The organism is Nocardioides nematodiphilus (genome assembly GCF_020216525.1).
In the GTDB taxonomy this organism is placed as follows: domain Bacteria; phylum Actinomycetota; class Actinomycetes; order Propionibacteriales; family Nocardioidaceae; genus Nocardioides; species Nocardioides nematodiphilus.
This window is the reverse complement of the sequence record NZ_JAIWOY010000006.1, coordinates 1-23,757: the sequence shown is the minus strand read 5'-3', so window position 1 is coordinate 23,757 and position 23,757 is coordinate 1. Positions and strand designations below refer to the sequence as shown.

Sequence of the window (23,757 nt, the reverse complement as noted above, 5' to 3'; positions counted from 1 at the left end):
GTTTTATCTCTCAGTCCCTCAGGCGTTCGCCAGCTCGGCGGCCTTGTCGGCGCCGCCGTCCATGGTGTCGACAACGGTCACGAGCGGGTGGTTCAGCTCGTTGAGGATCTGGCGACCCAGCTCGACGTTGTTGCCGTCGAGACGGACGACCAGCGGCTTGGTGGCGTTGTCGCCGAGGATCTCGAGCGCGCCCTTGATGCCGTTGGCGACCTCGTCGCACGCGGTGATGCCACCGAAGACGTTGACGAAGACCGACTTGACCTGCGCGTCGTTGAGGATGACGTCGAGGCCGTTGGCCATCACCTGGGCGTTGGCGCCGCCGCCGATGTCGAGGAAGTTCGCCGGCTTGACGCCGCCGTGGTTCTCACCGGCGTACGCGACGACGTCGAGGGTCGACATGACCAGACCCGCGCCGTTGCCGATGATGCCGACCTGACCGTCGAGCTTGACGTAGTTGAGACCGAGGTCCTTGGCCTTCGCCTCGAGCGGGTCGGCCTCCTCACGGATCTCGAACGCCTCGTGCTCCGGGTGGCGGACCTCGGAGGCGTTCTCGTCGAGCGAGACCTTGCCGTCGAGGGCCTCGAGCTTGTCGCCCTCGAGGCGCGCCAGCGGGTTGACCTCGACGAGGGTCGCGTCCTCCTCGACGAACGTCTTGTACAGGGCCTGGATCATCTCCACGGCCTGCTCGAAGACGGCCTCGGGGAACTTGGCCTCGGTCGCGATCTCGCGAGCCTTCGCCGCGTCGACACCCTTGCCCGGGTCGATGCCGATCTGCTTCACGGCGTCGGGGTTGGTCTTCGCGACCTCCTCGATCTCGACACCACCCTCGACGGACGCGATGCAGAGGTACTGGCGGTTCGACCGGTCCAGCAGGAAGGAGAAGTAGTACTCCTCCACCGGCGGGGTCGCCGGGGTGACCAGGACGCGGTTGACCCGCAGACCCTTGATCTCCATGCCCAGGATGTTGCTGGCGTGCTCGAAGGCCTCGTCAGCGGTCTTGGCGAGCTTGACACCACCGGCCTTGCCGCGGCCGCCGGCCTTGACCTGCGCCTTGATGACGGTCACGCCACCGATCTGCTCGGCAGCAGCCTTTGCGTCCTCGGCGGTCTCGACAACCACACCAAGGGTGGTCGCGACGCCGTGCTTGGCGAAGAGCTCCTTCGCCTGGTACTCCATCAGATCCACTGATCCACCAGTCTCTATCGGTCGGTTCGAGTCGCGGGCGCAGAAGGGCCCGGCAGGCTCGGGGATGTCCTCGACGCACCCTAGACCGCTACATGCGCCCCCGACGAGGGGCGGGGTGCCGTTCGTGATGCACGCCATAGCCGCGGGGCCGGTCTGGACCTCTCGAGGCGATCCACGGGAAAAGATTGCGAAAACGTTTCATCGCACCCGATCCTCGTGCCGAAGCAACAGGGAAGAGCATGGTTCCTCCCGGTTGTGGACCCCGGCTGGTCGTCGGCTACAGTCGGGTCGCCGTCTGAACCCCGAACAGCGGAGTGATGAACACATGGGTAACCACCGAGCGGATGTCATGACTGACAACCACCCCTCGCAGGCGACCCCTCAGCCCACTCCGTACGTGGGCAAGCGTCGCGCCGCGGCTCCCGTCATCGCCGATACGCCGGTCGAGCCCACTCCTGTCGTCACCCCTTACGTCGGCAAGCGTCGTGCGGCCCCTGTTGCCGAGAAGCCGGTCTCCCATGCACCCGAGCTGGTGGCGGCCGTCGCGGCCCCCTCCCTCGGCGTCCCGGGACCGCGTCGCACCCTCGACGCTCCGATCGCGCCGGTGGTCATCAGCCCGGCCGTCGTGCAGCCGGTCCCGGCCGAGGAGACCGCCTGGCACGACCTGCGGATCGACACCGGCTCGCTGCCCGTCTTCGAGGAGACCGCGGCCTACGCCACCGACTTCAGCACCGAGACCACGGCGCACCTGCCGGTCATCGGCACGGGCAAGCGTCGTGCCGGCATCCCCAGCGGCATCACGTCCAACCCGCTGATCAAGCGACTCCCCTCCGCGCCGCTCACCCTCGGCGTCGCCTCGCTGGCGATCGCCATCGGCGGCGCCGTCACTGCCGCGCACGCCCCACACGACGTGAACGCCACCGCGTTCGTCGCCGCCAGCGCGCTGACCGGCGCGAGCGACGTGGGTCAGGTCGGCGGCCGCAGCGAGACCGTCTCCCGCAGCAGCGACCGTACGGACCTCGCCGACCAGGCCGCCAAGGACGCCGCCGAGCGCGCCGCGGCCCTCAAGAGCATCAACGCGAAGGCCACCGGCGTCGACCAGTGGAAGGCCGCCAACCTCTGGGCCCTGCCCGTCGTGGCCGGTGTCTACCACCTCACGGGCCGCTTCAACGACGTCAGCGGCCTGTGGGCGAGCGTCCACACCGGCCTCGACTTCGCCGCGCCCACCGGCACCCCGATCCACGCGGTCGCGGGCGGTGTCATCACCGAGGTCGGCTCCGCCGGCGCGTACGGCAATCGCACGATCGAGACGCTGCCCGACGGCACCGAGATCTGGTACTGCCACCAGAACGAGTTCGGCACCACCACCGGCGCGAAGGTCTCCGAGGACCAGGTCATCGGCTATGTCGGCTCCACCGGCAACACCACCGGCCCGCACGTGCACATCGAGGTCCGCCCCGGTGGCGGCGACCCGGTCGACCCTGACACGGCCCTCAAGGCCCACGGGATCGACCCCGACGCGAACCAATAAGCCGAGTCGGCCCTCCCGCACCGCCGAGTCGGCCCTCCCGCACCGCCGAGTCGGCCCTCCCGCACCGCCGATCCGGCCCTCCCGCACCGCCGATCCGGCCCTCCCGCACCGCCGATCCGGCTTCAGCCGCTTGGGCAGCGCGCGTCGCCGCGATGGCGGTCGAGGGCTCGGCGTCGAACGTTGCTGACATCACGGTCCAACAGCCACGTAGGCGAGTCGGCGGCCGACCCGCCGACGTCTTAGGGCCAACTCGACCGTGCCGCAGGGCCGACCCGCCGACGTCTTAGGGCCGACTCGACCGTGCCGGAGGGCCGACTCGTCGACGTCTGAGGGCCGACTCGGCCGTGTCGGAGGGCCGAGTCGGCCTCAGAGCTTGGTGACGGGGGCGTAGCGGAGAAGCAGCCGCTTCACGCCGTTGGTGCCGAAGTCGATGGAGGCGACGGTCTTCTCCGCGACACCCTCGACGGTGACCACCGTGCCGAGGCCGAAGGAGTCGTGGGTGACCCGGTCGCCCGGGTCGAGCGACGGGATCTCGCGCGACGTCTTGGACTTCGCGGCGACATCGGCCTTGATCGCAGCCGACGAGAAGTTGCGGCGGCCGGCGCCGGTGATGGACCCGAAGCCGCTGGAAAAACGCTCGCCGCCCAGATCCTGACGCGTCCAGGACGTCATGGCCGCTTCCGTACGGCGCCAGTCGACCAGGTCGACCGGCAGCTCGTCGAGGAAGCGGGAGGCGGGGTTGTGGGCCGGCGAGCCCCAGGCCGAGCGCACCACGGCGCGGGAGATGAAGAGCCGCTCACGGGCGCGGGTGATGCCGACGTAGGCGAGCCGGCGCTCCTCCTCGAGCTCGGTCGAGTCACCCAGCGCGCGCGAGTGCGGGAAGACGCCGTCCTCCATGCCGGTGAGGAAGACGACCGGGAACTCCAGCCCCTTGGCGGTGTGCAGCGTCATCAGGGTGACGACGCCGTCCACGCTCTCGGGGACCTGGTCGGAGTCGGCGACCAGCGCCACCCGCTCGAGGAAGTCGTCGAGCCCGGGCGCGACGACGCCGGCGTCGACGTCCGCGGGGTCGGCCGAGGGACCCGCGACGGGATCGTCGGAGAACTCCCGCGCCACGGCGACCAGCTCGGCGAGGTTCTCCACGCGGGTGTCGTCCTGCGGGTCGTCGCTCGCCTCCAGCTCGGCGAGGTAGCCGGAGCGGGCGAGCGTCGCCTCGAGCACGACGTCGGGTCGCTCTCCCCCGTCGACCATCGACTGGAGCTCGGTCATCATCGCGACGAAGGCGCGGATGTTGCTCGCGCTGCGAGTCGCCAGACCCGGCGCGAGGTCGGCCCGCTGCAGGGCCTCCCAGAAGGTCAGCCCGTCGCGGGCGGCGAGCGCGTCGACGCACTCGACCGCACGGTCGCCGATGCCGCGCTTGGGGGTGTTGAGGATGCGCCGCATCGAGACCTGGTCAGCGGGGTTGGCCAGCGCGCGCAGGTACGCGAGCGCGTCGCGCACCTCGCGCCGCTCGTAGAACCGGACACCGCCGACGACCTTGTACGGCTGGCCGGTGCGGATGAAGACCTCTTCGAACACACGCGACTGCGCATTGGTCCGGTAGAACACCGCGACGTCGCTGGCCTTCCCGCCGCCGTCGGTGAGCTTGTCGATCTCGTCGCTGACGAAGCGGGCCTCGTCGCGCTCGTCGTCGGCGACGTAGCCGACGATCCGCTCCCCGTCGCCGGCCTCGCTCCACAGCCGCTTCTCCTTGCGGCCCTTGTTGTTCTTGATCACCGCGTTGGCGGCGGTCAGGATCGTCTGGGTGGAGCGATAGTTCTGCTCCAGCAGGATGCTGGTGGCCTGCGGGAAGTCCTCCTCGAAGTCGAGGATGTTGCGGATGTTGGCCCCGCGGAAGGCGTAGATCGACTGGTCCGCGTCACCGACGACCATGAGCTCGGCCGGCTCGCTGCGCGGCACCGACGGATCGAGGTCCTCGGGGTTGTCGGCGCAGAGCTCGTGGATCAGCGCGTACTGCGCGTGGTTGGTGTCCTGGTACTCGTCGACCAGCACGTGCCGGAAGCGGCGCCGGTAGGTCTCCCGCACCTCCGGGAAGGTCCGGAAGAGCTCGACGGTCATCATGATCAGGTCGTCGAAGTCGAGTGCATGAGCCTCGCGCAGACGCTTCTGATAGAGCGCGTACGCAGCGGCGTACGACTCCTCCAGGCTGTTCTTGGCATCCTTGGTGGCGTCCTCGGGGTCGCGCAGCTCGTTCTTCTGGTCGCTGACCCAGTTGAGCACCTGGGCCGGCGGGTAGCGCTTGGGATCCAGGTCGAGATCGCCGACGACGAGGGTCATCAGCCGCTTCTGGTCCTGCGCGTCGTAGATGGTGAAGCTCGACTTGTAGCCGAGCTTGTCGATCTCCTTGCGCAGGATCCGCACGCAGGCGCTGTGGAAGGTGGAGACCCACATGATCCGGGCGCGCTTGCCGACCAGCTCCTCGACGCGCTCCTTCATCTCGGCGGCGGCCTTGTTGGTGAAGGTGATCGCCAGGATCGAGCCCGGGTGGGCGCCGCGCTGGCTGATCATCCAGGCGATCCGACGGGTCAGCACCCGGGTCTTGCCCGACCCCGCGCCGGCGACGACCAGCAGCGGCACACCCTCGTGGGTGACGGCCGCGCGCTGGGGCTCGTTGAGCCCCTCGAGCAGCTCGTCGGCACTGGGTCCACGGCGCGCCGGACGCGCCTCCTCGGGGAGGGCGAACAGGGCAGCAGCGTCAGGCATGGTCATCGCCCGACAACAGTAATTCGGGACACCGACAGTTCCCGACTCGGTGCCACTAGGCGCCCTTGCGGACGCTCTTCATCGCGTACATGATCGCGTCGGCGTCCGCGATGGCACGCACGACACAGTCCTGCCCGGCCGTCGGCACGACGGGCGCCGCGCCCGCCGATGCCGCGACCCCCGCGTCCTCGATCGCCGCGGTGTAGCGCCGCGCCACCGCGTCGAGCTCGGCGATCGGCACGCCGTCGGCGTACACCACGAACTCGTCGCCGCCGTAGCGCGCGACAGCGTCACCCGGGCGGGTCGCGTTGCGCAGCGCCGCTGCGGCCGTACGGAGCAGCTCGTCGCCGGCCTGATGACCGTGGATGTCGTTGACGGCCTTCAGCCCGTCGAGGTCGATCACCACGACGCCACCGTGCTCGCCCAGCGCGGCGACCCGCTCCTCGACGTCGGCGACGACGATGTCCCAGCCGCGCCGGTTCAGCAGCCCGGTCAGGGCATCGGTGTTGGCCAGGGCCGCGGCGGCGACCGCGGAGCCCTGATGGCGGGCGGCCGCGCGGACGAGACGGATCTGGGCCGAGAGCAGGTCGGCGAAGACCCGCAGGAGGTCGGTGTCGACGTCGTCCACCGAGCCGATCGGCTTCGCGCCGGCGCCACACAGCGTGCCGAAGAGCGAGCCGTCGTCCTCCCGGATCGGGACGCCGGCGTACGAGCGCACGTCCGGGGCGGCGGCCAGGCCGCCATAGTCGGGGTCGCGCAGCGAGTCGATGACGACCGGCGCGGCGCCGCCCAGCATCCGGCGGCAGAACGTGTCCTCCCACGGCACCCGGTCGCCGACGTGCAGCAGCTGATCACCGCTGACATGCAGATGCACCTGCTCGACACCGTCGACCCGGCTCACCGACCAGTCGGTGAGGCAGGTGTGGGCACGGAGGTAGTCGACCACCGTCTCAGCGGAGGCGGCGAACGCCTTCAGATCGGTCGTGGGGACATCCATGGGCCCAGAGGTTACTCACAGCAGACGGCGGTCGTTCGCCCAGCGGGTGAGCTCGTGGCGCGAAGAGAGCTGCAGCTTCTTCAGCACGTTGGACATGTGCGTCTCGACGGTCTTGATCGAGATGAAGAGCTCCTTCGCGACCTCCTTGTAGGAGTAGCCGCGGGCGATCAGGCGCATCACCTCGCGCTCACGCTCGGTGAGCCGGTCGAGGTCCTCGTCGATCGCGGCGACCTCGATGACGCCGGAGAAGGCGTCGAGGACGAAGCCCGCCAGCCGCGGCGAGAACACCGCGTCGCCGCCGTTGATCCGCTCGATCGCGCCCGCCAGCTCCGGCCCGGTGATCGTCTTCGTGACGTAGCCGCGCGCACCGCCACGGATCGTGCCGATCACGTCCTCGGCCGCGTCGCTGACCGACAGGGCCAGGTAAGCGGGGCCCGGAGCTCCGGTCGCATCGCTGCGCCGCGGCGGCATCCGGCGCATCACCTCGACGCCGCCGCCACCGGGCAGATGCACGTCCAGCAGCACCACCTCCGGGTGGTGCGTCATGATCGCGGCGACAGCGCTGTCGACGTCCTCGGCATCCGCGACCACCTCGATGCCGGGCTGCGCCGCGAGCTCGGCGCGCACCCCCGTACGGAACATCGCGTGGTCGTCGACCACCAGCACCTTGACCGCCATCTCAGCCCTCCTGCTTGGGTCGCGGCATGCGCAGCCGCACCTCGGTGCCCTCACCGGGGCTCGTCCTGATCATCGCAGTCCCACCGTGCCGCTCCATCCGCGCGCGGATCGAGTCCCGCACGCCGTGTCGGTCCGCGGAGTTCGCGAGCACGGTGCCGAGCTCGAACCCCACCCCGCGATCGCGTACGAACACCTCCACCGCCTCGTCGAGCACCTCGGCGTACACGTCGACGCGCGGCACCCCGGCGTGCTTGGCCGCATTGGTCACCGCCTCGCGACAGGCCGCGACCAGCGGTAGCAGCTCCGGTGACAGCGGCGCGTCCCCGACCACGACCACGTCGACGACCACTCCGTGCGCGTCCTCGACCTCGGCGGTCGCCGACTTCAGCGCCGCGGCGACGGACGCGTCCGGCTCGACGCTCTCGTCGTAGAGCCACCCCCGCAGATCGCGCTCCTGGGCGCGCGCGAGGCGCGCGACCGTGGCCGGGTGGGCGGCGTTCTTCTGGATCAGCGCCAGCGTCTGGAGCACGGAGTCGTGCAGGTGGGCGGCCATGTCAGCCCGTTCCTGGGTACGGACGCGCTCCGCGCGCTCGGCGCCCAGATCGGCGTACAGCCGCAGCGCCCAGGGTCCGACGATGACGCCGATCCCGGCGACGCCGAGCCCGAAGGCGACGAGCAGCCGCCCCGCGTCGGCGATCGAGCCACCGCGCACCTCGAAGAGCGCGAAGGCGACCAGGACGAGCAGCACGCCGGCCGCGACCCGCGCGTACGCCGCCCACCCGCCGCGACCGAAGACCATCGCGATCGGGTCGACCCGCTCGCGGGCGTCGAGCCAGCGCTCGCGCTGGGCCTCGTCGGCCTGGCGCCACAGCAGCGTGACGCCCGCCAGGCCCACCACGACCGGCCAGAAGAGGGTGCCGGCGCCGATGATCGACTCGACCAGCAGGACCGCGCCGAAGGCGAGCGCGCAGCCGGCGATCGCAGGCCCCACGTCGGTGAGCCGACGGATGGGGCCAGGGCGGCGGCCGCCACGGGTGGCCGACTCCGCGCCCGGCGTACCGGCCTCGACGACCGGTGCCGCCGGCAGCATCAGCCACAGGCCCGCGTAGAGCGCCACGCCCATGCCGTCGAGCAACGCCGCAGCGACGAAGAACACCCGCACCCACAGCACCGGCAGGCGCAGGTGGTGTGCGAGCCCGGCCGCGACGCCGCCGACGACGCCGACCTCGGTGTCGCGGGTCGCCCTACGGACCTTCGCTGCCGTGTCGGATCCGCTCATGGTGGTGCCATCGTCACACGTACGCACACCTGGTTTCCATGCGGATGCACCCTGAGCCGGGCGTCAGGGTGCCCCTGAAGGATCAGGGCCGTCCCCGATGGTGGGCGCTCCGGCGAGACGGGAGAGTGGTGGCATGACCACGAACCAGACCGAGGCACCGACGCCACCGCCTCCGCACCAGCCGACCGACCTGGGCAGCCTGCGCCGCAGCCTCGGTGACCGGCACATCGCCGGCGTCGCGGGCGGTCTGGCCCGGCACTTCGGGATCGACCCGGTCATCGTCCGGGTCGCCCTGGTCGTGCTCGCCTTCTTCGGCGGCTCGGGAGTGATCGTCTACGTCGGCGCGTGGCTCCTGGTCCCCGAGGAGCGCACCGAGGAGGCGGTCGTACGCCTGGACGCGCGCAGCCGCTCGTTCCTGCTCTACGTCGTCGGCGCACTGGCCGCGCTGGCGCTGCTGGGTGACAGCATCGGCGACTTCCACGTGCCGTGGGGGCTGCTGGTCGTCGGCATCATCGTGGTCGTGCTCGTGGGGAACCGCGAGCGGGTCCGGATGCGCTCGCGCGACCGGGACGACCGCGCGACGCGCAGCGTCTACGACACGCCCGTCGGCGCCGCCGGCGGCGTGGCCCCCGAGCCGGCTCCGCGGACCTCGTACGACTACGCGGCACCCGACTACAGCCCTTACTCCGCGCAGGTGGCGGCCGACGTCGAGCAGCGGGTGAAGGAGAAGGTGGACGCGAAGGTCGCGCGCTACCAGAGCCGGCGCCGCGGTCCGATCCTGTTCTGGTTCACCGTCGCCCTCATCCTGGTCACCCAGGGCGCCCTCGGCATCGCCGATCTGGCCGGCATGGACGTCGCCGACGCCGCCTACCCGGCCGTCGCGCTCGGCGTCACCGGCGCGATGCTCGTGCTGGGCGCCTTCTGGGGGCGCGCCGGCGGCCTGATCCTGCTGGGCCTGCTGAGCGCTGTGGCCCTGGTCGGCGCGACCGCCGCCGACGAGTGGGGCGTTCAGGCCCACAGCCACAACGCCACCTACGCACCGACCGCGGCGGCCGCGGTCCAGAGCAGCTACCACCTCGACCAGGGCGAGCTCGTCGTCGATCTGGGCGGCGTCACCGACCCGCAGACGCTCGCCGGCCGGCGCATCGACGTCAGCGCCCACGTCGGGACCATCACCGTGATCGTGCCCGACGAGCTCAACGTGCAGGCCCATGCCGAGATCCACGGCCCCGGGCAGATCGAGCTGTTCGGTGAGGGCCACGGCGGCGTCCGCACCTCGTTCTCCGTCAGCAACACGTTCGCCTCGACCGGATCCGAGGCCGCCCCCCTGACCATCGACGCCGAGCTCAACGTCGGCAAGATCACCGTGGAGACCCGATGAACGACGAGCTGGACAACGAGCTGAACGACGACACCCGCATCACCCCTGCGGCCGAGCCGCGGCTCGAGTCGCCGCAGTCCGAGGCGGCAGCGCCCGAGCAGGCGCTCCCGTACGAGGAGCCGCAGCTCACCCTCCCTCAGCCGGCTGCTCCACGGCGGGGTGGGACGCACCCCGTCAACGTCGGCCACCTCGTGATGGGACTCGTCTTCCTGGCCGCCGTCGGGGTCTGGGCCCTCATCCAGAGCGACACGGTCACCGGCGACGACACCCGGTGGCTGCTCCCGCTGCCGTGGGTGATCGGTGGCAGCGTCGGGCTGGTCGCGGCGGCGATCTCCAGCGTCCGGCGCCACGGCACCGGCCGCTAGGAACAGACCGAGAGGTCACTTCTTGCGGGTCGAGTGTCCGGCGAGCTGGACACTCGACCCACCAGAAGTGACCTCTCGACCTAGGCGGGCTCGCCCACGACGCTGCGCGCGAGCGCGGCGACGCCCCGGTCCGCGTGGTCGGTGAAGATCCCGTCGACACCGGCGGCGAAGAGCTCGCGGTGCTCGGCGATCGAACCCCGCATCGTCCAGACGAAGACCAACAGGCCGGCGCGGTGCGCCTCTGCGAGCAGAGGCAGCACCGCGCCGCTGCCGGTGTGGACCATGGTGCGGTTGGGCCCGATCGCATCGGCGTACGCGGCGATGGCGTGGCAGTCGATCGGGCCGTCGGACTCGTCGACGAGCTGGACGAGCGGCACCGGCGTCAACGGACTCATCCGGCGGACGAACTCGCGGTCGAAGGACTGGATCCACACCCGGGCGTCCGGACGCTCGACGCCGTGGTCGCGCAGCGTGCCGAGCAGCGTCTGCACCATCGGCAGTCCGGCGGCGGCGAAGTACGCGGGGTGCTTCACCTCGACGTGCAGCCCGATCCGCCGACCCGCGCGGGCTGACTCCTCGGCCACCAGCAGCAGGAGCTCGTCGAGGCTGATGATCGGGTCGAGCTCGGTCGGCGCCCCGAGAGTGCGCAGCTCGGCGAAGGTGAAGTCCTCGCTGAACCAGCCCTCCACGCGCCGGTCCGCGACCTGGCGCACTGTGCGCCGGTCGGCGTATGCGGGCCGGCTCGCCACATCGGTCGTCCGGGACAGCTCGTTCTCGTGCCGCACCACCAGGACGCCGTCGCTGCTCATCACCACGTCGGTCTCGACGGCGTCGGCGCCCATCCGCATCGCGAGGCGGTAGGAGTCGAGGGAGTGCTCAGGCAGATGACCCGGGGTTCCACGGTGACCGATCACGAGGGGCATGTCCCCACGCTCGCCAGCCGGATCGACGTGCGGGCCGACCCCAGGTGAACCTCAGGCGACGATCAGCGTGCGGATCGAGACCGGTTCAGGGCGTGTCATCGCCCCGCCAGGTGACGCCCTCGCGGATCACCCGCGCCGGGGTCCCCGCGACCGCGGTCCGGGCCGGCACCTTCTGGCCGCGGACCATGCTGCGCGCTCCGACGACGGCGCCGTCGCCGATCTCGACGTGTCCGGTGAGGGTCGCGTCGCGTCCCAGCCAGACATGGCTGCCGAGCCGGATCGTGGCGCCGTACGGATTGATCCGCTCGCCGGTCCCGACCGACTCGAGCCGGTGCATGTCATCGGTGGCGACGTAGACGTTGGCCGCCCAGAGCTGATCCCACGCCGCCACGATCGCGCCGCCGTTGCGGGCGTCGATGACCGGGCAGCGGGTGGCGACGACCTGACCGTTGAGCACCACGGCGGAGCGGGCGCCGCAGTAGATCTCCCCGGCGGTCAGCTCGGTCCGCGGCCCGATGAAGACCGTCGCCTCGTCGCCGCCGAGCAGCAGCGAGACGACGTTGGACAGGTCGCTGGCGACGACCAGCACGACGTCGGAGAAGGGGTAGTAGGTGAGCTTCTCCACCAGCGCCGGCGCGAGCACCGCGTCCGGTGTCAGGTAGAGGGCGTTGCCCTGCTCCACCCACCACGACGGCACCGGATCGGTCACGGCGCGCAGGTCGAGGTCCGCGAGTACGTCCACGTCGGCACCGAGGCCGGTCAGCCGCGCCCGGTGGGCCGCGGTGAGGGGATCGCCCAGGGCCCACGGGCTCGCAGATGACATGCGGGGTTTCTACCATCCCGCGACGGGCAACCCGGGAAGGATGGAGGAATCGAGCACCCCGCGACACGACCGCGACGAGACCCGGGCCGAGCGGATGGATCGCCTCTTCGGCGATCTGCTCCAGGAGCTGCGCGTGATGCAGACCGGCGCCCAGCTCACCTCGGGCTTCTTGCTGACGCTGCCGTTCCAGACGCGATTCACCGACCTCGACGGCTTCCAGCGCGGGCTCTACCTCGCGCTCGTCATCATCTCGCTCCTCACCACCGCCCTGGTGATGACGGCGGTGGCGGTGCACCAGCGGCTCTCGGGCCAGCAGGTGAAGGACCGGGTCGTCGCCGTCGGCCGCACGCTGCTCGCCGGGGTCCTGATGACCCTCGCCCTGCTCGTCACCGGCATCGCCGTGTTCGTCGTGGACGTGGTGGAGCAGCGCGGCTGGGCGCTGGCGACCGGCGGCCTGATGGCGGTCGTCCTGATCGGTCTCCTGATCGCGCTGCCCCGCTACCTACTCGTCGGTATTCGCAGGCGATAGGTTCGGAGCATGAAGCTCTCGACCCCCCTCTCCTACTTCGGCAACCCGCGCGAGACCGCTGACCAGGTCGTCGCCCTGGAGAAGGCCGGGCTCGACCAGCTCTGGGTCGCCGAGCCGTACGGCTTCGACGCGGTCTCCCTGCTCGGCTACCTCGCCGCGAAGACCGAGACCGTCGAGCTCGGCTCCGGCATCCTCAACATCTACTCGCGCACCCCGGGCGCCCTCCTGCAGACCGCGGCCGGCCTCGACAACGTCAGCGGCGGCCGCGCCATCTTCGGCCTCGGCGCGAGCGGACCGCAGGTGATCGAGGGCTTCCACGGCGTCGCGTACGACAAGCCGCTGGGCCGCACCCGCGAGATCGTCGACATCCTGCGCCGTGGCCTGCGCGGCGAGCGCCTGGTCAACGACGGGATCTACCAGCTGCCGCTGCCGGCCGGCCAGGGCACCGGGCTCGGCAAGCCGCTGAAGCTGCTCAACCGCCCCGAGCGCGCCGACGTGCCGATCTGGCTGGCCTCCCTGGGCCAGAAGAACGTCGAGCTGACCGCCGAGATCGCCGACGGCTGGCTCCCGATCCTGTTCCACCCCGAGAAGGCGGGCCAGGTGTGGGGCGACGCGATCGCCGCCGGCAACGCCAAGCGCAGCGCCGACCTCGGACGGATGGAGACCGCTGCCGGCGGGCTGCTCGCCGTGACCGAGTCCGCGGAGGAGAGGCGCGCCTATCTCGACCAGGTCCGCCCGATGTACGCCCTCTACGTCGGCGGCATGGGCGCACGCGGGAAGAACTTCTACAACGACCTGGCGTGCGAGTACGGCTACGAGGAGGCGGCCGCGAAGATCCAGGACCTCTACCTCGACGGCCACAAGCGCGACGCCGAGGCGTACGTGCCGCTGGAGTGGCTGGAGGCGGGCAACCTGGTCGGCCCGGCGTCCTTCGTCCAGGAGCGGATCGCCGCCTTCGCGGAGGCCGGCGTGACGAGCCTGCAGGTCACCCCGGCGTCCGGTACCGACGCCGTGGCCGCGATCGGCCAGGTCAAGGAGTGGCTGCCGAGCGCCTGACGACCCGTCAGACGCGGCCGTTGCGGTTCCAGGCCGCACCGAGCGCGAAGAGGTTCGGCGCCCGGTAGTGGTCCATCGCGTCCGCGATCCGACGCCGCCCGGTGCGGTCGGAGATGCCGAGGGCGTGCGAGGCCGCCTCGAGGGTGGCGCCGTTGGCCATCAGCTGCAGGAGCGGACCCCACGACGCCGCGCCCTCGCGCACCGGCACCGCCGTGGCCCAGAGCTGGTCGAACACCCACTGCGCCAGCCCGGCGACAGCGGGGCTGCGCACCGCGATCGCGGAGGTCGGCCACTGCTCGCCCCACTCCAGGGGCAGCGCGACGACCTCACCGTCGGCGACCCAGAACCAGCCCGGCAGGTCCGCGCCGATCCGGATGTCGACGCCCCCGGCGAGCTCCTCGCTGATCCGCTGCGCGGCCTCGGGGCGACCCACCTCGGCGACGTTGCCGATCACCCGGGCGCGGTGGCCGGGCTGTCGGATGACGCTGTGCCACGTCGCCTGCATCTGCGGGTCGGCGACGTAGAGCCGGGTGGCGTCCGGCAGCACCACGTCCGTGCGGCGCAGCGGCTTGGTCTCGATCACCCGGTGCCACAGGTCGGTCACCGCGGACCAGCCGTGGAAGACCTCGACCTCGAGCAGTCCCTGGGTGTGCGAGGCGCCCAGCTCCCAGTCGCGCGCCAGCGCCGGAAGCTGCCCGACGAGGGCGCTCAGCTCCGCGAGACCGGCCGCGAGCTCGGCGCTCAGCGCGCCGCTGCGTCGAACGACCTGCTGCGCGACACGGTCGGTGGGCGGCTCGTACCCGATGGTCTCGCCGTGCAGCGTGAGGAAGCCGTCGTCGACCAGCTCGTCGACCTCGACGGCCACCGTGAGCGGATCGCGGAGCGCCAGCTCGGCCAGCTCCGTGACCGTGTCCGGCCGCGCACGCAGCGCGATCGACAAGAGCTCGAGGTGGCGGGACATGGACCGATAGTGGCATGACGCGATCACCGGATGGCTACCAGGTGACGGACGGCCGTGGAGTTGGCCGATCCCGGTCAATGTCCGCTGCCGGACAGGTCATCGGCGCACACTTGCCGATAACCAGGCTGAGGGTCCGGAACCGTGTGGGGGTTCCGGACCCTTGGTCACTGGCCACCTCCGCTTGCATCATCGCTAATCTGGCAGGGATGTCCGAGACTCCCACCCCCCAGGAAGTACGCCGGGCGCTCGCGCGCGCCGAGCGTGGCGCTGCGCTCGACCTGCCGGAGGCGACCGCGCTGCTCGCGGCGACCGGCGAGGAGCTCGACCGATTGTGTGCGGCCGCCGCGAAGGTCCGCGACGCCGGTCTCGTCGCGGCGGGGCGACCCGCCACGATCACCTACTCCCCCAAGGTCTTCATCCCGATCACCCGCCTGTGCCGCGACCGGTGCCACTACTGCACCTTCGTGGAGACGCCCGCGCAGGCGGCACGCGAGGGGCGCGAGCCGTTCCTGTCGCCCGACGAGATCCTCGACATCGCCCGCGAGGGAGCCGCGCTCGGCTGCCTCGAGGCGCTCTTCACTCTCGGCGACCGCCCCGAGGACCGCTGGCCCGAGGCGGCCGAGTGGCTCGAGAGCCGTGGTTACGACTCGACGCTGGGCTACATCCGCGCCATGGCGATCCGGGTGCTCGAGGAGACCGGGCTGCTGCCCCACCTCAACCCGGGCGTGATGTCGTGGGAGGAGCTCAACCGGCTCAAGCCCGTGTCCCCCTCGATGGGGATGATGCTCGAGACCACCTCGCGCCGCCTGTACGAGACCAAGGGCGAGGCGCACTTCGGGTCCCCGGACAAGGACCCCGCCGTACGCCTGCGCGTCCTCGAGGACGCCGGCCGTCTGGCGGTGCCGTTCACCTCGGGCCTGCTCGTCGGCATCGGCGAGACCCTGACCGAGCGCGCCGAGACGATCTTCGCGCTGCGCAAGGTGCACAAGGAGTACGGCGGCCTCCAGGAGGTCATCGTGCAGAACTTCCGCGCCAAGCCCGACACCGCGATGCGCCACGTCGACGACCTCGACCTCGACCCGTATCGCGCGGCGATCGCCGTCACCCGCCTGGTGCTCGGCCCGAAGGCACGCGTCCAGGCGCCGCCGAACCTGGTCGACCTGGCCGAGTGCCGCGCGCTCCTGGACGCCGGCGTCGACGACTGGGGCGGCGTCTCGCCGCTGACGCCCGACCACGTGAACCCCGAGCGTCCGTGGCCCTCGCTCGACGCCCTGCGCCGGTTGACCGCCGAGTGCGGCTTCGAGCTGCGCTCGCGCCTGACCGTCCACCCCGAGTACGTCGTGGCCGGCACACCGTGGCTCGACCCGCGGGTCTCGGCCCACGTCGCCGCCCTCGCGGGCGAGGACGGCCTGGCGATCCCGGAGGTCCGCCCGCAGCCGGGGATCTCGTGGCAGGAGCCGGACGGAGGGTTCGCCAGCGTCGGGCGCACCGACCTTCATACGGCGATCGACGCTGAAGGTCCCGGCGGGGGCCGTACCGAGGACCGCCGCAGCGACTTCGAGAACGTCTACGGCGACTGGGACGCCGTCCGCGCCGCGGCGCTGAGCACCGGCGCACCGGCCGTCCTGCACGCCCACGGCCGAGAGGCGATCCGCGCCGCCGAGCAGGACCCCGGCAACCTGAGCGACGCGCACGCTCTCACCTTGATGACCGCCGAGGGTGACCTGCTGCGCGAGGTCGTCGCTCTCGCCGACGGGCTGCGCAAGGAGGTCGTCGGCGACGACGTCACCTACGTCGTCAACCGGAACATCAACTTCACCAACGTCTGTTACGTCGGCTGCCGCTTCTGCGCGTTCGCGCAGCGGCGCACGGACGCGGACGCCTACTCGCTCTCCTACGACGAGGTCGCCGAGCGCGCCCAAGAGGCCTGGGACCTGGGTGCCACCGAGGTCTGCATGCAGGGCGGCATCGACCCGCAGCTGCCCGCCAGCGCGTACTTCGACCTGGTGCACGCGGTGAAGCAGCGGGTGCCGGGCATGCACGTGCACGCCTTCTCCCCCATGGAGATCGTCAACGGCACCGCCCGCACGGGCCTCTCGATCGAGGACTTCCTGATCAAGGTCCGCGAGGCCGGCCTCGGCTCGATCCCCGGGACCGCTGCGGAGATCCTCGACGACGAGGTCCGCTGGGTGCTCACGAAGGGCAAGCTGCCCGCGAGGAGCTGGATCGAGATCATCTCCACGGCGCACCGCGTCGGCATCCCGACGACCTCGACGATGATGTACGGCCACGTGGACAACCCGCGGCACTGGGTCGGCCACCTCAACGTGCTCAAGTCCATCCAGGACACCGCGCTCGAGCACGGCGCGGCCCGGTTCACCGAGTTCGTGCCGCTGCCGTTCGTGCACACCAGCTCGCCGATCTACCTGGCCGGCGCCGCCCGCCCGGGTCCGACGCTGCGCGACAACCTCGCGGTGCACGCGATGGCGCGGATCATGCTGCACGGCCGGATCGACAACATCCAGACCTCGTGGGTGAAGCTCGGCACCGAGGGCACGCAGGCGATGCTCAACGCGGGCGCCAACGACCTCGGCGGCACGCTGATGGAGGAGACGATCTCCCGGATGGCGGGGTCGGAGTACGGCTCGGCCAAGACCGTCGCGGAGCTGACCGAGATCGCCGCCGGCATCGACCGGCCCGTCCGCGAGCGCACCACGCTGTACGGCCGGAGCTGATCGCTGGGGGTCTTTGCGCAAGATCGGGGGAAACCCTGATGACGCGAGCGCCCGATGTGGGTTGACTGGGACCCATGCATCGTCAGATCGCTGGAGCGCTCACCGGTCGCGTCACCAAGTGGCTGGTCCTGGTGGCGTGGTTGATCGTGATCGCGGGCGCGGCGCCGTTCGCGCAGAAGCTCGGGGACGTCCAGAACAACGAGGCGTCGTCGTGGCTGCCGGCCACCGCCGAGTCGACCAAGGCGCTCGACAAGCTGGCCCCGTTCACCAACCCCGATGACATCCCCACCGTGGTGCTCTATCACCGCACCGGCGGGCTGACGCCGGCGGACTTCCAGGCGATCGCTGCGCAGGCGCCGCAGATCGGCGCCCTCGACGGTGTCGTCACGCCGTCCGACGGTCGCCCCGCGGTGACCTTCCCGAAGGACGCCGCCAGCGGTCGGCAGCTGGGGCTGGTCTCGGCCGACGGTGCCGTCGCGACCACCGTCGTCACGTTCAACCTCGGCTCCGCGGGCTGGGACAAGATGCCCCCGATCGCCGATCATCTGCGCGAGATCGCGACGATCTCCGGTGTCGACGTGCACCTGGCGGGCCCCGGCGGCCAGGTCGCCGACGCCGCCGACGCGTTCGCGGGCATCGACGGGACGCTGCTCTTCGCTGCGCTCGGCGTGGTCATCGTGATCCTGCTCTTCACCTATCGCAGCCCGATCCTGTGGGTGCTCCCCATCGTGTCCGCGGTCTTCGCGCTCTTCACCGCCGAGGCGGTGATCTACTTCCTGGCCAAGTACGCCGACCTCACCGTCAACGGGCAGAGCCAGGCCATCTTGAGCGTGCTGGTGATCGGCGCCGGCACCGACTACGCGCTGCTCCTGGTGGCGCGCTACCGCGAGGAGCTGCGTCGGCACCAGGATCGGCACGAGGCGATGGCGGTCGCGCTGCACCGGGCCTCTCCCGCGGTCATCGCCAGCGCCTCGACCGTCGCGATCGGCATGCTGTGCCTGCTGCTCGCCCAGCTCAACTCCACCAAGGGCCTGGGCCCGGTGATGGCGGTCGGCGTGATCGTCACGCTGGTCGTGATGCTGACCCTGTTGCCCGCGCTGCTGGTCATCACCGGCCGATGGGTGTTCTGGCCTCGGCGCCCGTCGTACGGCTCCGACGAGCCGACCACGCACGGCCTGTGGGCCAAGGTCGGCAACCGGATCTCCGTCCGCCCGCGCATCGTGTGGGTGACCACCTCGATCGTCCTGCTGGCGGCCTGCCTGGGGATGCTCACCCTGCGGACCGGCAACCTGCCGTCCGAGGACCAGTACACCAAGACCTACGACTCGGTCGTCGGCCAGCGGATCCTCGTCGCGCACGGCCTGGCCGACACCTCGACCCCGATCCAGGTCGTGACGACGCCCGAGCGTGTGGACGACGTCGTCGCGGCGCTCGGGAAAGTCCCGGGCCTCGGCGCGGTGAACACCTCGATCCCGCCCGTCGCCGGCGTGAAGTACGTGTCCGTGACCCAGGCGCTCGACCCGGCGAGCCAGAAGGCGGCCGATCAGGTCGTGGCGGTGCGCGAGGCGGTGCGCGACGTCCCGGACACGCTGGTCGGCGGCTCCGCGGCAATCTATCTGGACACCGCGCACGCGGCGCACCGCGACAACAAGGTGATCATCCCGGTCGTGCTGCTCGTGGTGATGCTGATCCTGATGCTGCTGCTGCGCGCGCTGGTGGCCCCGGTGATCCTGATCCTTACCGTGATCCTGTCGTTCGGCGCGGCCCTGGGCCTGTCCGCGCTGATCTTCACCCACCTGTACGGCTTCGACATGGCGGACTCCGGCTTCCCGCTGTTCGTCTTCGTGTTCCTGGTCGCCCTGGGCATCGACTACAACATCTTCCTGATGACGCGTGTCCGCGAGGAGACCCAACGGGTCGGCACGCGGGCGGGCTCCCTCATCGCGCTGTCGTCGACCGGCGGCGTCATCACGTCGGCCGGCCTCGTCCTGGCCGCCACCTTCGCCGTGCTGGGGTCGATCCCGCTCGTCTTCCTCGCCGAGATCGGCACCGCCATCGCGCTCGGCGTCATCCTCGACACGATGGTGGTGAGGGGCGTGCTGGTCACGGCGCTCAACCTCGATCTGGGCTCGCGGATCTGGTGGCCGAGCAAGCTGGACCGCGCCCCCGCGGCCGAGCCGGAGACCACCCCGGCGCTGACGGACTCCTGACCTCCGAGGGGGCGGTGCTCGCCCCGGCCTCGCCGTGTGGGCAGACTGGGGTGTGGGCACCGGTGCCCGAGCCATGAGAGGAGCGTGCGATGAGCGAAGAGAGCGAGTCCTACGGCGACTACAGCGTCGACGACGAGGACCAGCCGGGCGCGGAGGACGATCTCGTACGTGATCCTGCGAGCGACCCCGACGACGCCCTGGACGCGGGCTACTCCCCGCCCGAGAAGTGGAGCGTCGTCAACAAGTTCGGCGCCACCCCCTGGGAGGAGGCGCACGGCGAGACGCTCGAGCGACGCCTGAGCCAGGAGGAGCCCGAGCCGGACCCGTACGCGGAGGACGGCGAGCTCGACGAGGGCGACGAGGATCGCGAGGTCGGCGATCGCCGCGCCGGACGTCTCGTCGACCCCGATCAGGGGTTCGGCGAGGACACCGAGAAGGACATGGTCGGCTGGGACGCCGGGATCGACGGCGCCGGCGCGTCCGCCGAGGAGGCGGCGATGCACATCGTCGACGAGAACGAAGAGGCCCTCGAGGACTGAGGAATCCACAATGCCCCGGTGGGTACCTGGTTGCCTCACCTACCAAGGAGGGAATCGATGGCATTCCTACTGTGGATCCTGGCGGTCATTCTGGTCGTGTCCGGGATCGTGAGCATCGTCCGGGGCGCACTGCTGTGGGGGATCGTGCTGATCGTCGTCGGCCTGTTGGTCGGCCCGGGAGGCGTCAGCATCTTCACGTAGTCGCCAACGAGACGATCGGCCGGCCACAGGAGCTCACCATGCTCCCGTGGCCGGCCGATCGCCGTTGGGCGGCCGGCGGCGACCTCGGCGGAATCTGTGTCCGCGTGCCCCGGCACGTAAACTCAGCCGGTGACCGAGACTCACGAGACTGACGCGCCGCTCGATCGGATCGACCCCGCCGAGCTCGCAGTGACCCTGAAGGTGCTGCGTGAGCTGCATCGGCTCGACCCCGAGCATCCCGACGTCAGCACGGTCAAGCACGCGACCGGACGGATGTGGAAGCTGCTCAAGAAGAGCCGCCGGGCCGCGCTGCGCGAGGAGCGCCAGGCCCACGATCAGGCGATCATCTCGTTGACCGCGACGGGTTCGCCGCTGCGGATCGATGACGAGACGGCGGGCCTGCCCCTGGTGTCGAACGCCCCCGGCGCGATCGCCGGCGAGCTGCGTCGCGGTCGCGACTGCTACATCTGCAAGCAGGAGTACTTCCAGGTCGACGCCTTCTACCACGGGCTGTGCCCCGAGTGCTCCGCGATGAGTCACGCCAAGCGCGACGCTCACGCGGACCTGACCGGGAAGCGCGCGCTGCTCACCGGCGGCCGGGCCAAGATCGGCATGCACATCGCGCTGCGGCTGTTGCGCGACGGCGCGCACCTGACCATCACGACGCGCTTCCCCAAGGACGCCGTGCGCCGCTTCGCCGCCCTCGAGGACAGCGCCGACTGGCTGCACCGGCTCAAGGTGATCGGCATCGACCTGCGCGATCCCACCCAGGTGGTGGCGCTGACCGACGAGGTCGCCGCGGACGGCCCGCTGGACATCATCGTGAACAACGCCTGCCAGACGGTCCGCCGCCTGCCCGGGTCGTACAAGCACCTCATCGACGGGGAGGCGGCTCCGCTTCCCTCCCCCGGCTACTACGGCCATCGTGCGCTGCCCGAGATGCTGACCTTCGACCGGATCTCGGAGGCGCATCCGGCCGCGCTGGCCGGCGCGCTCGCCTCGGCGACGGGCGCTCACCACGAGGGCGAGTCCCCCGAGGCGCACGCCGCCGCCCTGGCGGCCCACAACGCCGCGTCGCTCACCCAGCTCGCGCTGACCGCGGGCAACGCCTCCCTGGAGGCGCACCTGGCCGGCACGGCGATCGACGCCGGCGGCCTGATCCCCGATGTGCAGGCCAACAACTCGTGGACCCAGGTCCTCGACGAGGTCGACCCGCTGGAGCTCCTCGAGGTGCAGTTCTGCAACTCGATCGCGCCGTTCCTCATCAACTCGCGGCTGCGCCCGGCGATGCGGGCCGCGATCGCCGGTGGCGCGCGCCGTGCGTACATCGTCAACGTGTCCGCCATGGAGGGCCAGTTCTCCCGCCGCTACAAGGGCGCCGGTCACCCGCACACCAACATGGCCAAGGCCGCGCTCAACATGATGACGCGGACGTCGGCCGGTGAGCTCTTCGAGACCGACAAGATCCTGATGACGGCCGTCGACACCGGCTGGATCACCGACGAGCGCCCCCACGAGGAGAAGCTTCGCATCGCCGCCGAGGGGTGGCACGCTCCGCTCGACCTGGTCGACGGCGCCGCCCGGGTGTACGACCCGATCGTCCGCGGCGAAGCCGGCGAGGACCTGTACGGCTGCTTCCTCAAGGACTACGCACCCTCCCCCTGGTGACCGAGGTTCCCCGCCCTCGCCTCGTCTCCCTAGAGTGGCCGTAACCGGAGACGAAGGAGTGGAGCATGCAGCAGGTCCAGGGAGTCGTCGCTCGCAGCAAGGGCGCACCCGTCGAGCTCGTCACCATCAACATCCCCGACCCGGGGCCGGGCGAGGCGGTGGTGCGGATCCAGGCCTGCGGGGTCTGCCACACCGATCTGCACTACCGCGAGGGCGGGATCAACGACGACTTCCCGTTCCTGCTCGGCCACGAGGCCTCCGGGATCGTCGAGGCGGTCGGCGACGGCGTCACGGAGGTCGCCCCGGGTGACTTCGTGATCCTCAACTGGCGCGCCGTCTGCGGCGAGTGCCGTGCTTGTAGGCGCGGCGACCTGCACTACTGCTTCAACACCCACAACGCGACGCAGCGGATGACGCTCGAGGACGGGACCGAGCTCTCCCCCGCCCTCGGCATCGGCGCCTTCGCCGAGAAGACCCTCGTCGCGGCGGGTCAGTGCACGAAGGTCGATCCGTCCGCCCGCCCCGCCGCCGTCGGTCTGCTCGGCTGCGGCGTCATGGCCGGGATCGGTGCGGCGATCAACACCGGCGCCGTCACCCGCGGGCGATCCATCGCCGTCCTGGGATGCGGCGGCGTCGGCGTCGCCGCGATCGCGGGCGCGGCCCTGGCCGGTGCGAACCCGATCATCGCCGTCGACATCGACGCCGCGAAGCTGGAGCAGGCGACGCGGCTCGGCGCGACGCACACGATCGACTCGTCGAAGGAGGACCCGGTCGCTGCCATCAAGGAGATCTGCGGGCGCGTCTACGAAGGCGCCGAGGGCGCCGACGTCGTCATCGAGGCCGTCGGGCGACCCGAGACCTGGAAGCAGGCCTTCTACGCGCGCGACCTCGCGGGCACGGTCGTGCTGGTGGGCGTGCCGACGCCGGACATGAAGCTCCCCGACATCCCGCTCATCGACGTCTTCGGCCGCGGTGGCGCGCTGAAGTCCAGCTGGTACGGCGACTGCCTGCCCTCGCGCGACTTCCCGATGCTCGTCGACCTCTACCAGCAGGGCCGACTCGATCTCGATGCCTTCGTGAGCGAGGAGATCGGCATCGGGGACATCGAGGCCGCCTTCGAGCGGATGGGCCACGCCTCCGACGGGCCGAGCGTGTTGCGCTCGGTCGTGGTGCTCTGATGAGCGGGACCGTACGCGTGGACCATGCGGTCACATCGGGAACGTTCTCCCTGGACGGAGAGACCTTCGACGTCGACAACAATGTCTGGGTGGTCGGCGACGACACCGAATGCGTCGTCATCGACGCACCTCACTCCGTCGAGGACATCATGGCGGTGGTGGCGGGGCGCGACGTGAAGGCGATCGTGTGCACCCACGCACACGACGACCATGTACGGGTCGCGCCCGAGCTCTCGGAGCGGACCGGGGCTCCTGTCCTGCTCCACCCCGACGACGAGCCTCTGTGGCGTCTCACCCACGGTGACCGGTCGTGGGACGGCGTCCTGACCGACGGCCAGGTCATCGAGGTGGCCGGCACGGAGCTCACGGTCATCCACACCCCGGGGCACGCGCCCGGCGCCGTCTGCCTCTACAGCGGCGACCTCGGCTGTGTGTTCACCGGCGACACCCTGTTCAACGGCGGTCCCGGCGCCACCGGCCGCTCGTACAGCGACCTGCCGACGCTCGAGGCGTCGATCCGCGCCCGACTCTTCGCCCTTCCCGCCGACACCGTGGTGCACACCGGGCACGGCGATGACACCACCATCGGGGCAGAGCGCGCCGCGCTCGGCGACGGTTGATCCGATATCGTCCCGGAAATGCGGGAGAGCCCCATCAGACTCGCGTCTGATGGGGCTCTCGACCTCAATATATGTCCGGCGGCGTCCTACTCTCCCACAACCTCCCGGTTGCAGTACCATCGGCGCTGTAGGGCT

The 23,757-nt window shown here is 70.9% G+C and carries 20 protein-coding genes; 12 read left to right on the top strand and 8 right to left on the bottom strand.

Annotated elements, in window-relative coordinates; translation table 11 throughout:
• Nucleotides 1-18: 18 nt before the first annotated feature.
• Nucleotides 19-1,185, bottom strand: a complete 1,167-nt coding sequence (gene sucC, locus KSO98_RS11395) for an ADP-forming succinate--CoA ligase subunit beta (RefSeq protein WP_225285704.1) — start codon at nt 1,183-1,185, stop codon at nt 19-21.
• A 349-nt stretch (nt 1,186-1,534) separates the two neighbouring features.
• On the opposite strand from sucC, the gene KSO98_RS11390 reads away from it, so the two are divergent.
• The gene (locus KSO98_RS11390) at nt 1,535-2,716 is read left to right on the top strand and encodes a M23 family metallopeptidase (RefSeq protein WP_225285703.1); all 1,182 of its coding nucleotides are present in this window, start codon (nt 1,535-1,537) and stop codon (nt 2,714-2,716) included.
• A gap of 366 nt (nt 2,717-3,082) precedes the next feature.
• On the opposite strand, the gene pcrA is transcribed toward KSO98_RS11390, so the two are convergent.
• The 4 genes from pcrA to KSO98_RS11370 are packed head-to-tail and all read right to left on the bottom strand — an operon-like array spanning nt 3,083 to nt 8,433.
• Entirely contained in the window at nt 3,083-5,485 is a 2,403-nt protein-coding gene (gene pcrA, locus KSO98_RS11385; RefSeq protein WP_225285702.1) for a DNA helicase PcrA, read from the bottom strand.
• 49 nt (nt 5,486-5,534) lie between these two features.
• A complete protein-coding gene (locus KSO98_RS11380; RefSeq protein ID WP_225285701.1) occupies nt 5,535-6,476 on the bottom strand; it encodes a GGDEF domain-containing protein in 942 nt (313 codons plus the stop codon).
• A 15-nt stretch (nt 6,477-6,491) separates the two neighbouring features.
• Nucleotides 6,492-7,154: a LuxR C-terminal-related transcriptional regulator gene (locus tag KSO98_RS11375; protein WP_225285700.1), complete on the bottom strand. Its 663-nt coding sequence runs from the start codon at nt 7,152-7,154 to the stop codon at nt 6,492-6,494.
• Nucleotide 7,155: 1 nt separating this feature from the next.
• Nucleotides 7,156-8,433, bottom strand: coding sequence for an ATP-binding protein (locus KSO98_RS11370; protein ID WP_225285699.1), 1,278 nt, complete (start codon nt 8,431-8,433; stop codon nt 7,156-7,158).
• 133 nt (nt 8,434-8,566) lie between these two features.
• On the opposite strand from KSO98_RS11370, the gene KSO98_RS11365 reads away from it, so the two are divergent.
• Nucleotides 8,567-9,814: a PspC domain-containing protein gene (locus KSO98_RS11365; RefSeq protein ID WP_225285698.1), complete on the top strand. Its 1,248-nt coding sequence runs from the start codon at nt 8,567-8,569 to the stop codon at nt 9,812-9,814.
• Nucleotides 9,811-10,179, top strand: coding sequence for a hypothetical protein (locus KSO98_RS11360; protein ID WP_225285697.1), 369 nt, complete (start codon nt 9,811-9,813; stop codon nt 10,177-10,179). The genes KSO98_RS11365 and KSO98_RS11360 overlap by 4 nt, the downstream gene beginning before the upstream one ends.
• An 80-nt stretch (nt 10,180-10,259) precedes the next feature.
• On the opposite strand, the gene KSO98_RS11355 is transcribed toward KSO98_RS11360, so the two are convergent.
• Nucleotides 10,260-11,102: a glycerophosphodiester phosphodiesterase family protein gene (locus KSO98_RS11355; RefSeq protein ID WP_225285695.1), complete on the bottom strand. Its 843-nt coding sequence runs from the start codon at nt 11,100-11,102 to the stop codon at nt 10,260-10,262.
• An 85-nt stretch (nt 11,103-11,187) separates the two neighbouring features.
• Complete coding sequence (locus KSO98_RS11350; RefSeq protein ID WP_225285693.1) at nt 11,188-11,925, bottom strand: acyltransferase; 738 nt, start codon at nt 11,923-11,925, stop codon at nt 11,188-11,190.
• Nucleotides 11,926-11,965: 40 nt separating this feature from the next.
• Between KSO98_RS11350 and KSO98_RS11345 the strand changes: the two genes are divergently transcribed.
• Together KSO98_RS11345 and KSO98_RS11340 are read left to right on the top strand one after the other, a co-directional pair.
• Nucleotides 11,966-12,454: a DUF6328 family protein gene (locus tag KSO98_RS11345; RefSeq protein ID WP_225285692.1), complete on the top strand. Its 489-nt coding sequence runs from the start codon at nt 11,966-11,968 to the stop codon at nt 12,452-12,454.
• Between the two features lie 9 nt (nt 12,455-12,463).
• On the top strand, nt 12,464-13,510 hold the full coding sequence (locus KSO98_RS11340; protein ID WP_225285690.1) for an LLM class F420-dependent oxidoreductase: 1,047 nt from the start codon (nt 12,464-12,466) through the stop codon (nt 13,508-13,510).
• A gap of 7 nt (nt 13,511-13,517) precedes the next feature.
• On the opposite strand, the gene KSO98_RS11335 is transcribed toward KSO98_RS11340, so the two are convergent.
• Complete coding sequence (locus KSO98_RS11335; protein WP_225285688.1) at nt 13,518-14,471, bottom strand: hypothetical protein; 954 nt, start codon at nt 14,469-14,471, stop codon at nt 13,518-13,520.
• A 206-nt stretch (nt 14,472-14,677) separates the two neighbouring features.
• Here KSO98_RS11335 and KSO98_RS11330 point away from each other — a divergent pair, with 206 nt between their 5' ends.
• The 7 genes from KSO98_RS11330 (at nt 14,678) to KSO98_RS11300 (ending at nt 23,622) form a co-directional block, all read left to right on the top strand.
• On the top strand, nt 14,678-17,206 hold the full coding sequence (locus KSO98_RS11330; protein WP_225285687.1) for a bifunctional FO biosynthesis protein CofGH: 2,529 nt from the start codon (nt 14,678-14,680) through the stop codon (nt 17,204-17,206).
• 74 nt (nt 17,207-17,280) lie between these two features.
• Nucleotides 17,281-19,416, top strand: a complete 2,136-nt coding sequence (locus KSO98_RS11325; RefSeq protein ID WP_225285686.1) for an MMPL family transporter — start codon at nt 17,281-17,283, stop codon at nt 19,414-19,416.
• An 89-nt stretch (nt 19,417-19,505) separates the two neighbouring features.
• The gene (locus KSO98_RS11320) at nt 19,506-19,955 is read left to right on the top strand and encodes a DUF5709 domain-containing protein (RefSeq protein ID WP_225285685.1); all 450 of its coding nucleotides are present in this window, start codon (nt 19,506-19,508) and stop codon (nt 19,953-19,955) included.
• A gap of 57 nt (nt 19,956-20,012) precedes the next feature.
• Nucleotides 20,013-20,156, top strand: a complete 144-nt coding sequence (locus KSO98_RS11315) for a GPGG-motif small membrane protein (protein WP_225285684.1) — start codon at nt 20,013-20,015, stop codon at nt 20,154-20,156.
• Nucleotides 20,157-20,285: 129 nt separating this feature from the next.
• Nucleotides 20,286-21,824, top strand: coding sequence for an SDR family NAD(P)-dependent oxidoreductase (locus KSO98_RS11310; protein ID WP_225285683.1), 1,539 nt, complete (start codon nt 20,286-20,288; stop codon nt 21,822-21,824).
• A 65-nt stretch (nt 21,825-21,889) separates the two neighbouring features.
• Nucleotides 21,890-23,002, top strand: a complete 1,113-nt coding sequence (locus KSO98_RS11305; RefSeq protein ID WP_225285682.1) for an S-(hydroxymethyl)mycothiol dehydrogenase — start codon at nt 21,890-21,892, stop codon at nt 23,000-23,002.
• Nucleotides 23,002-23,622 (top strand): MBL fold metallo-hydrolase, encoded by a 621-nt coding sequence (locus KSO98_RS11300; protein ID WP_225285681.1) that lies wholly within the window; start codon nt 23,002-23,004, stop codon nt 23,620-23,622. Before KSO98_RS11305 ends, KSO98_RS11300 begins: the two co-directional genes overlap by 1 nt.
• The last annotated feature ends 135 nt before the right edge of the window (nt 23,623-23,757 follow it).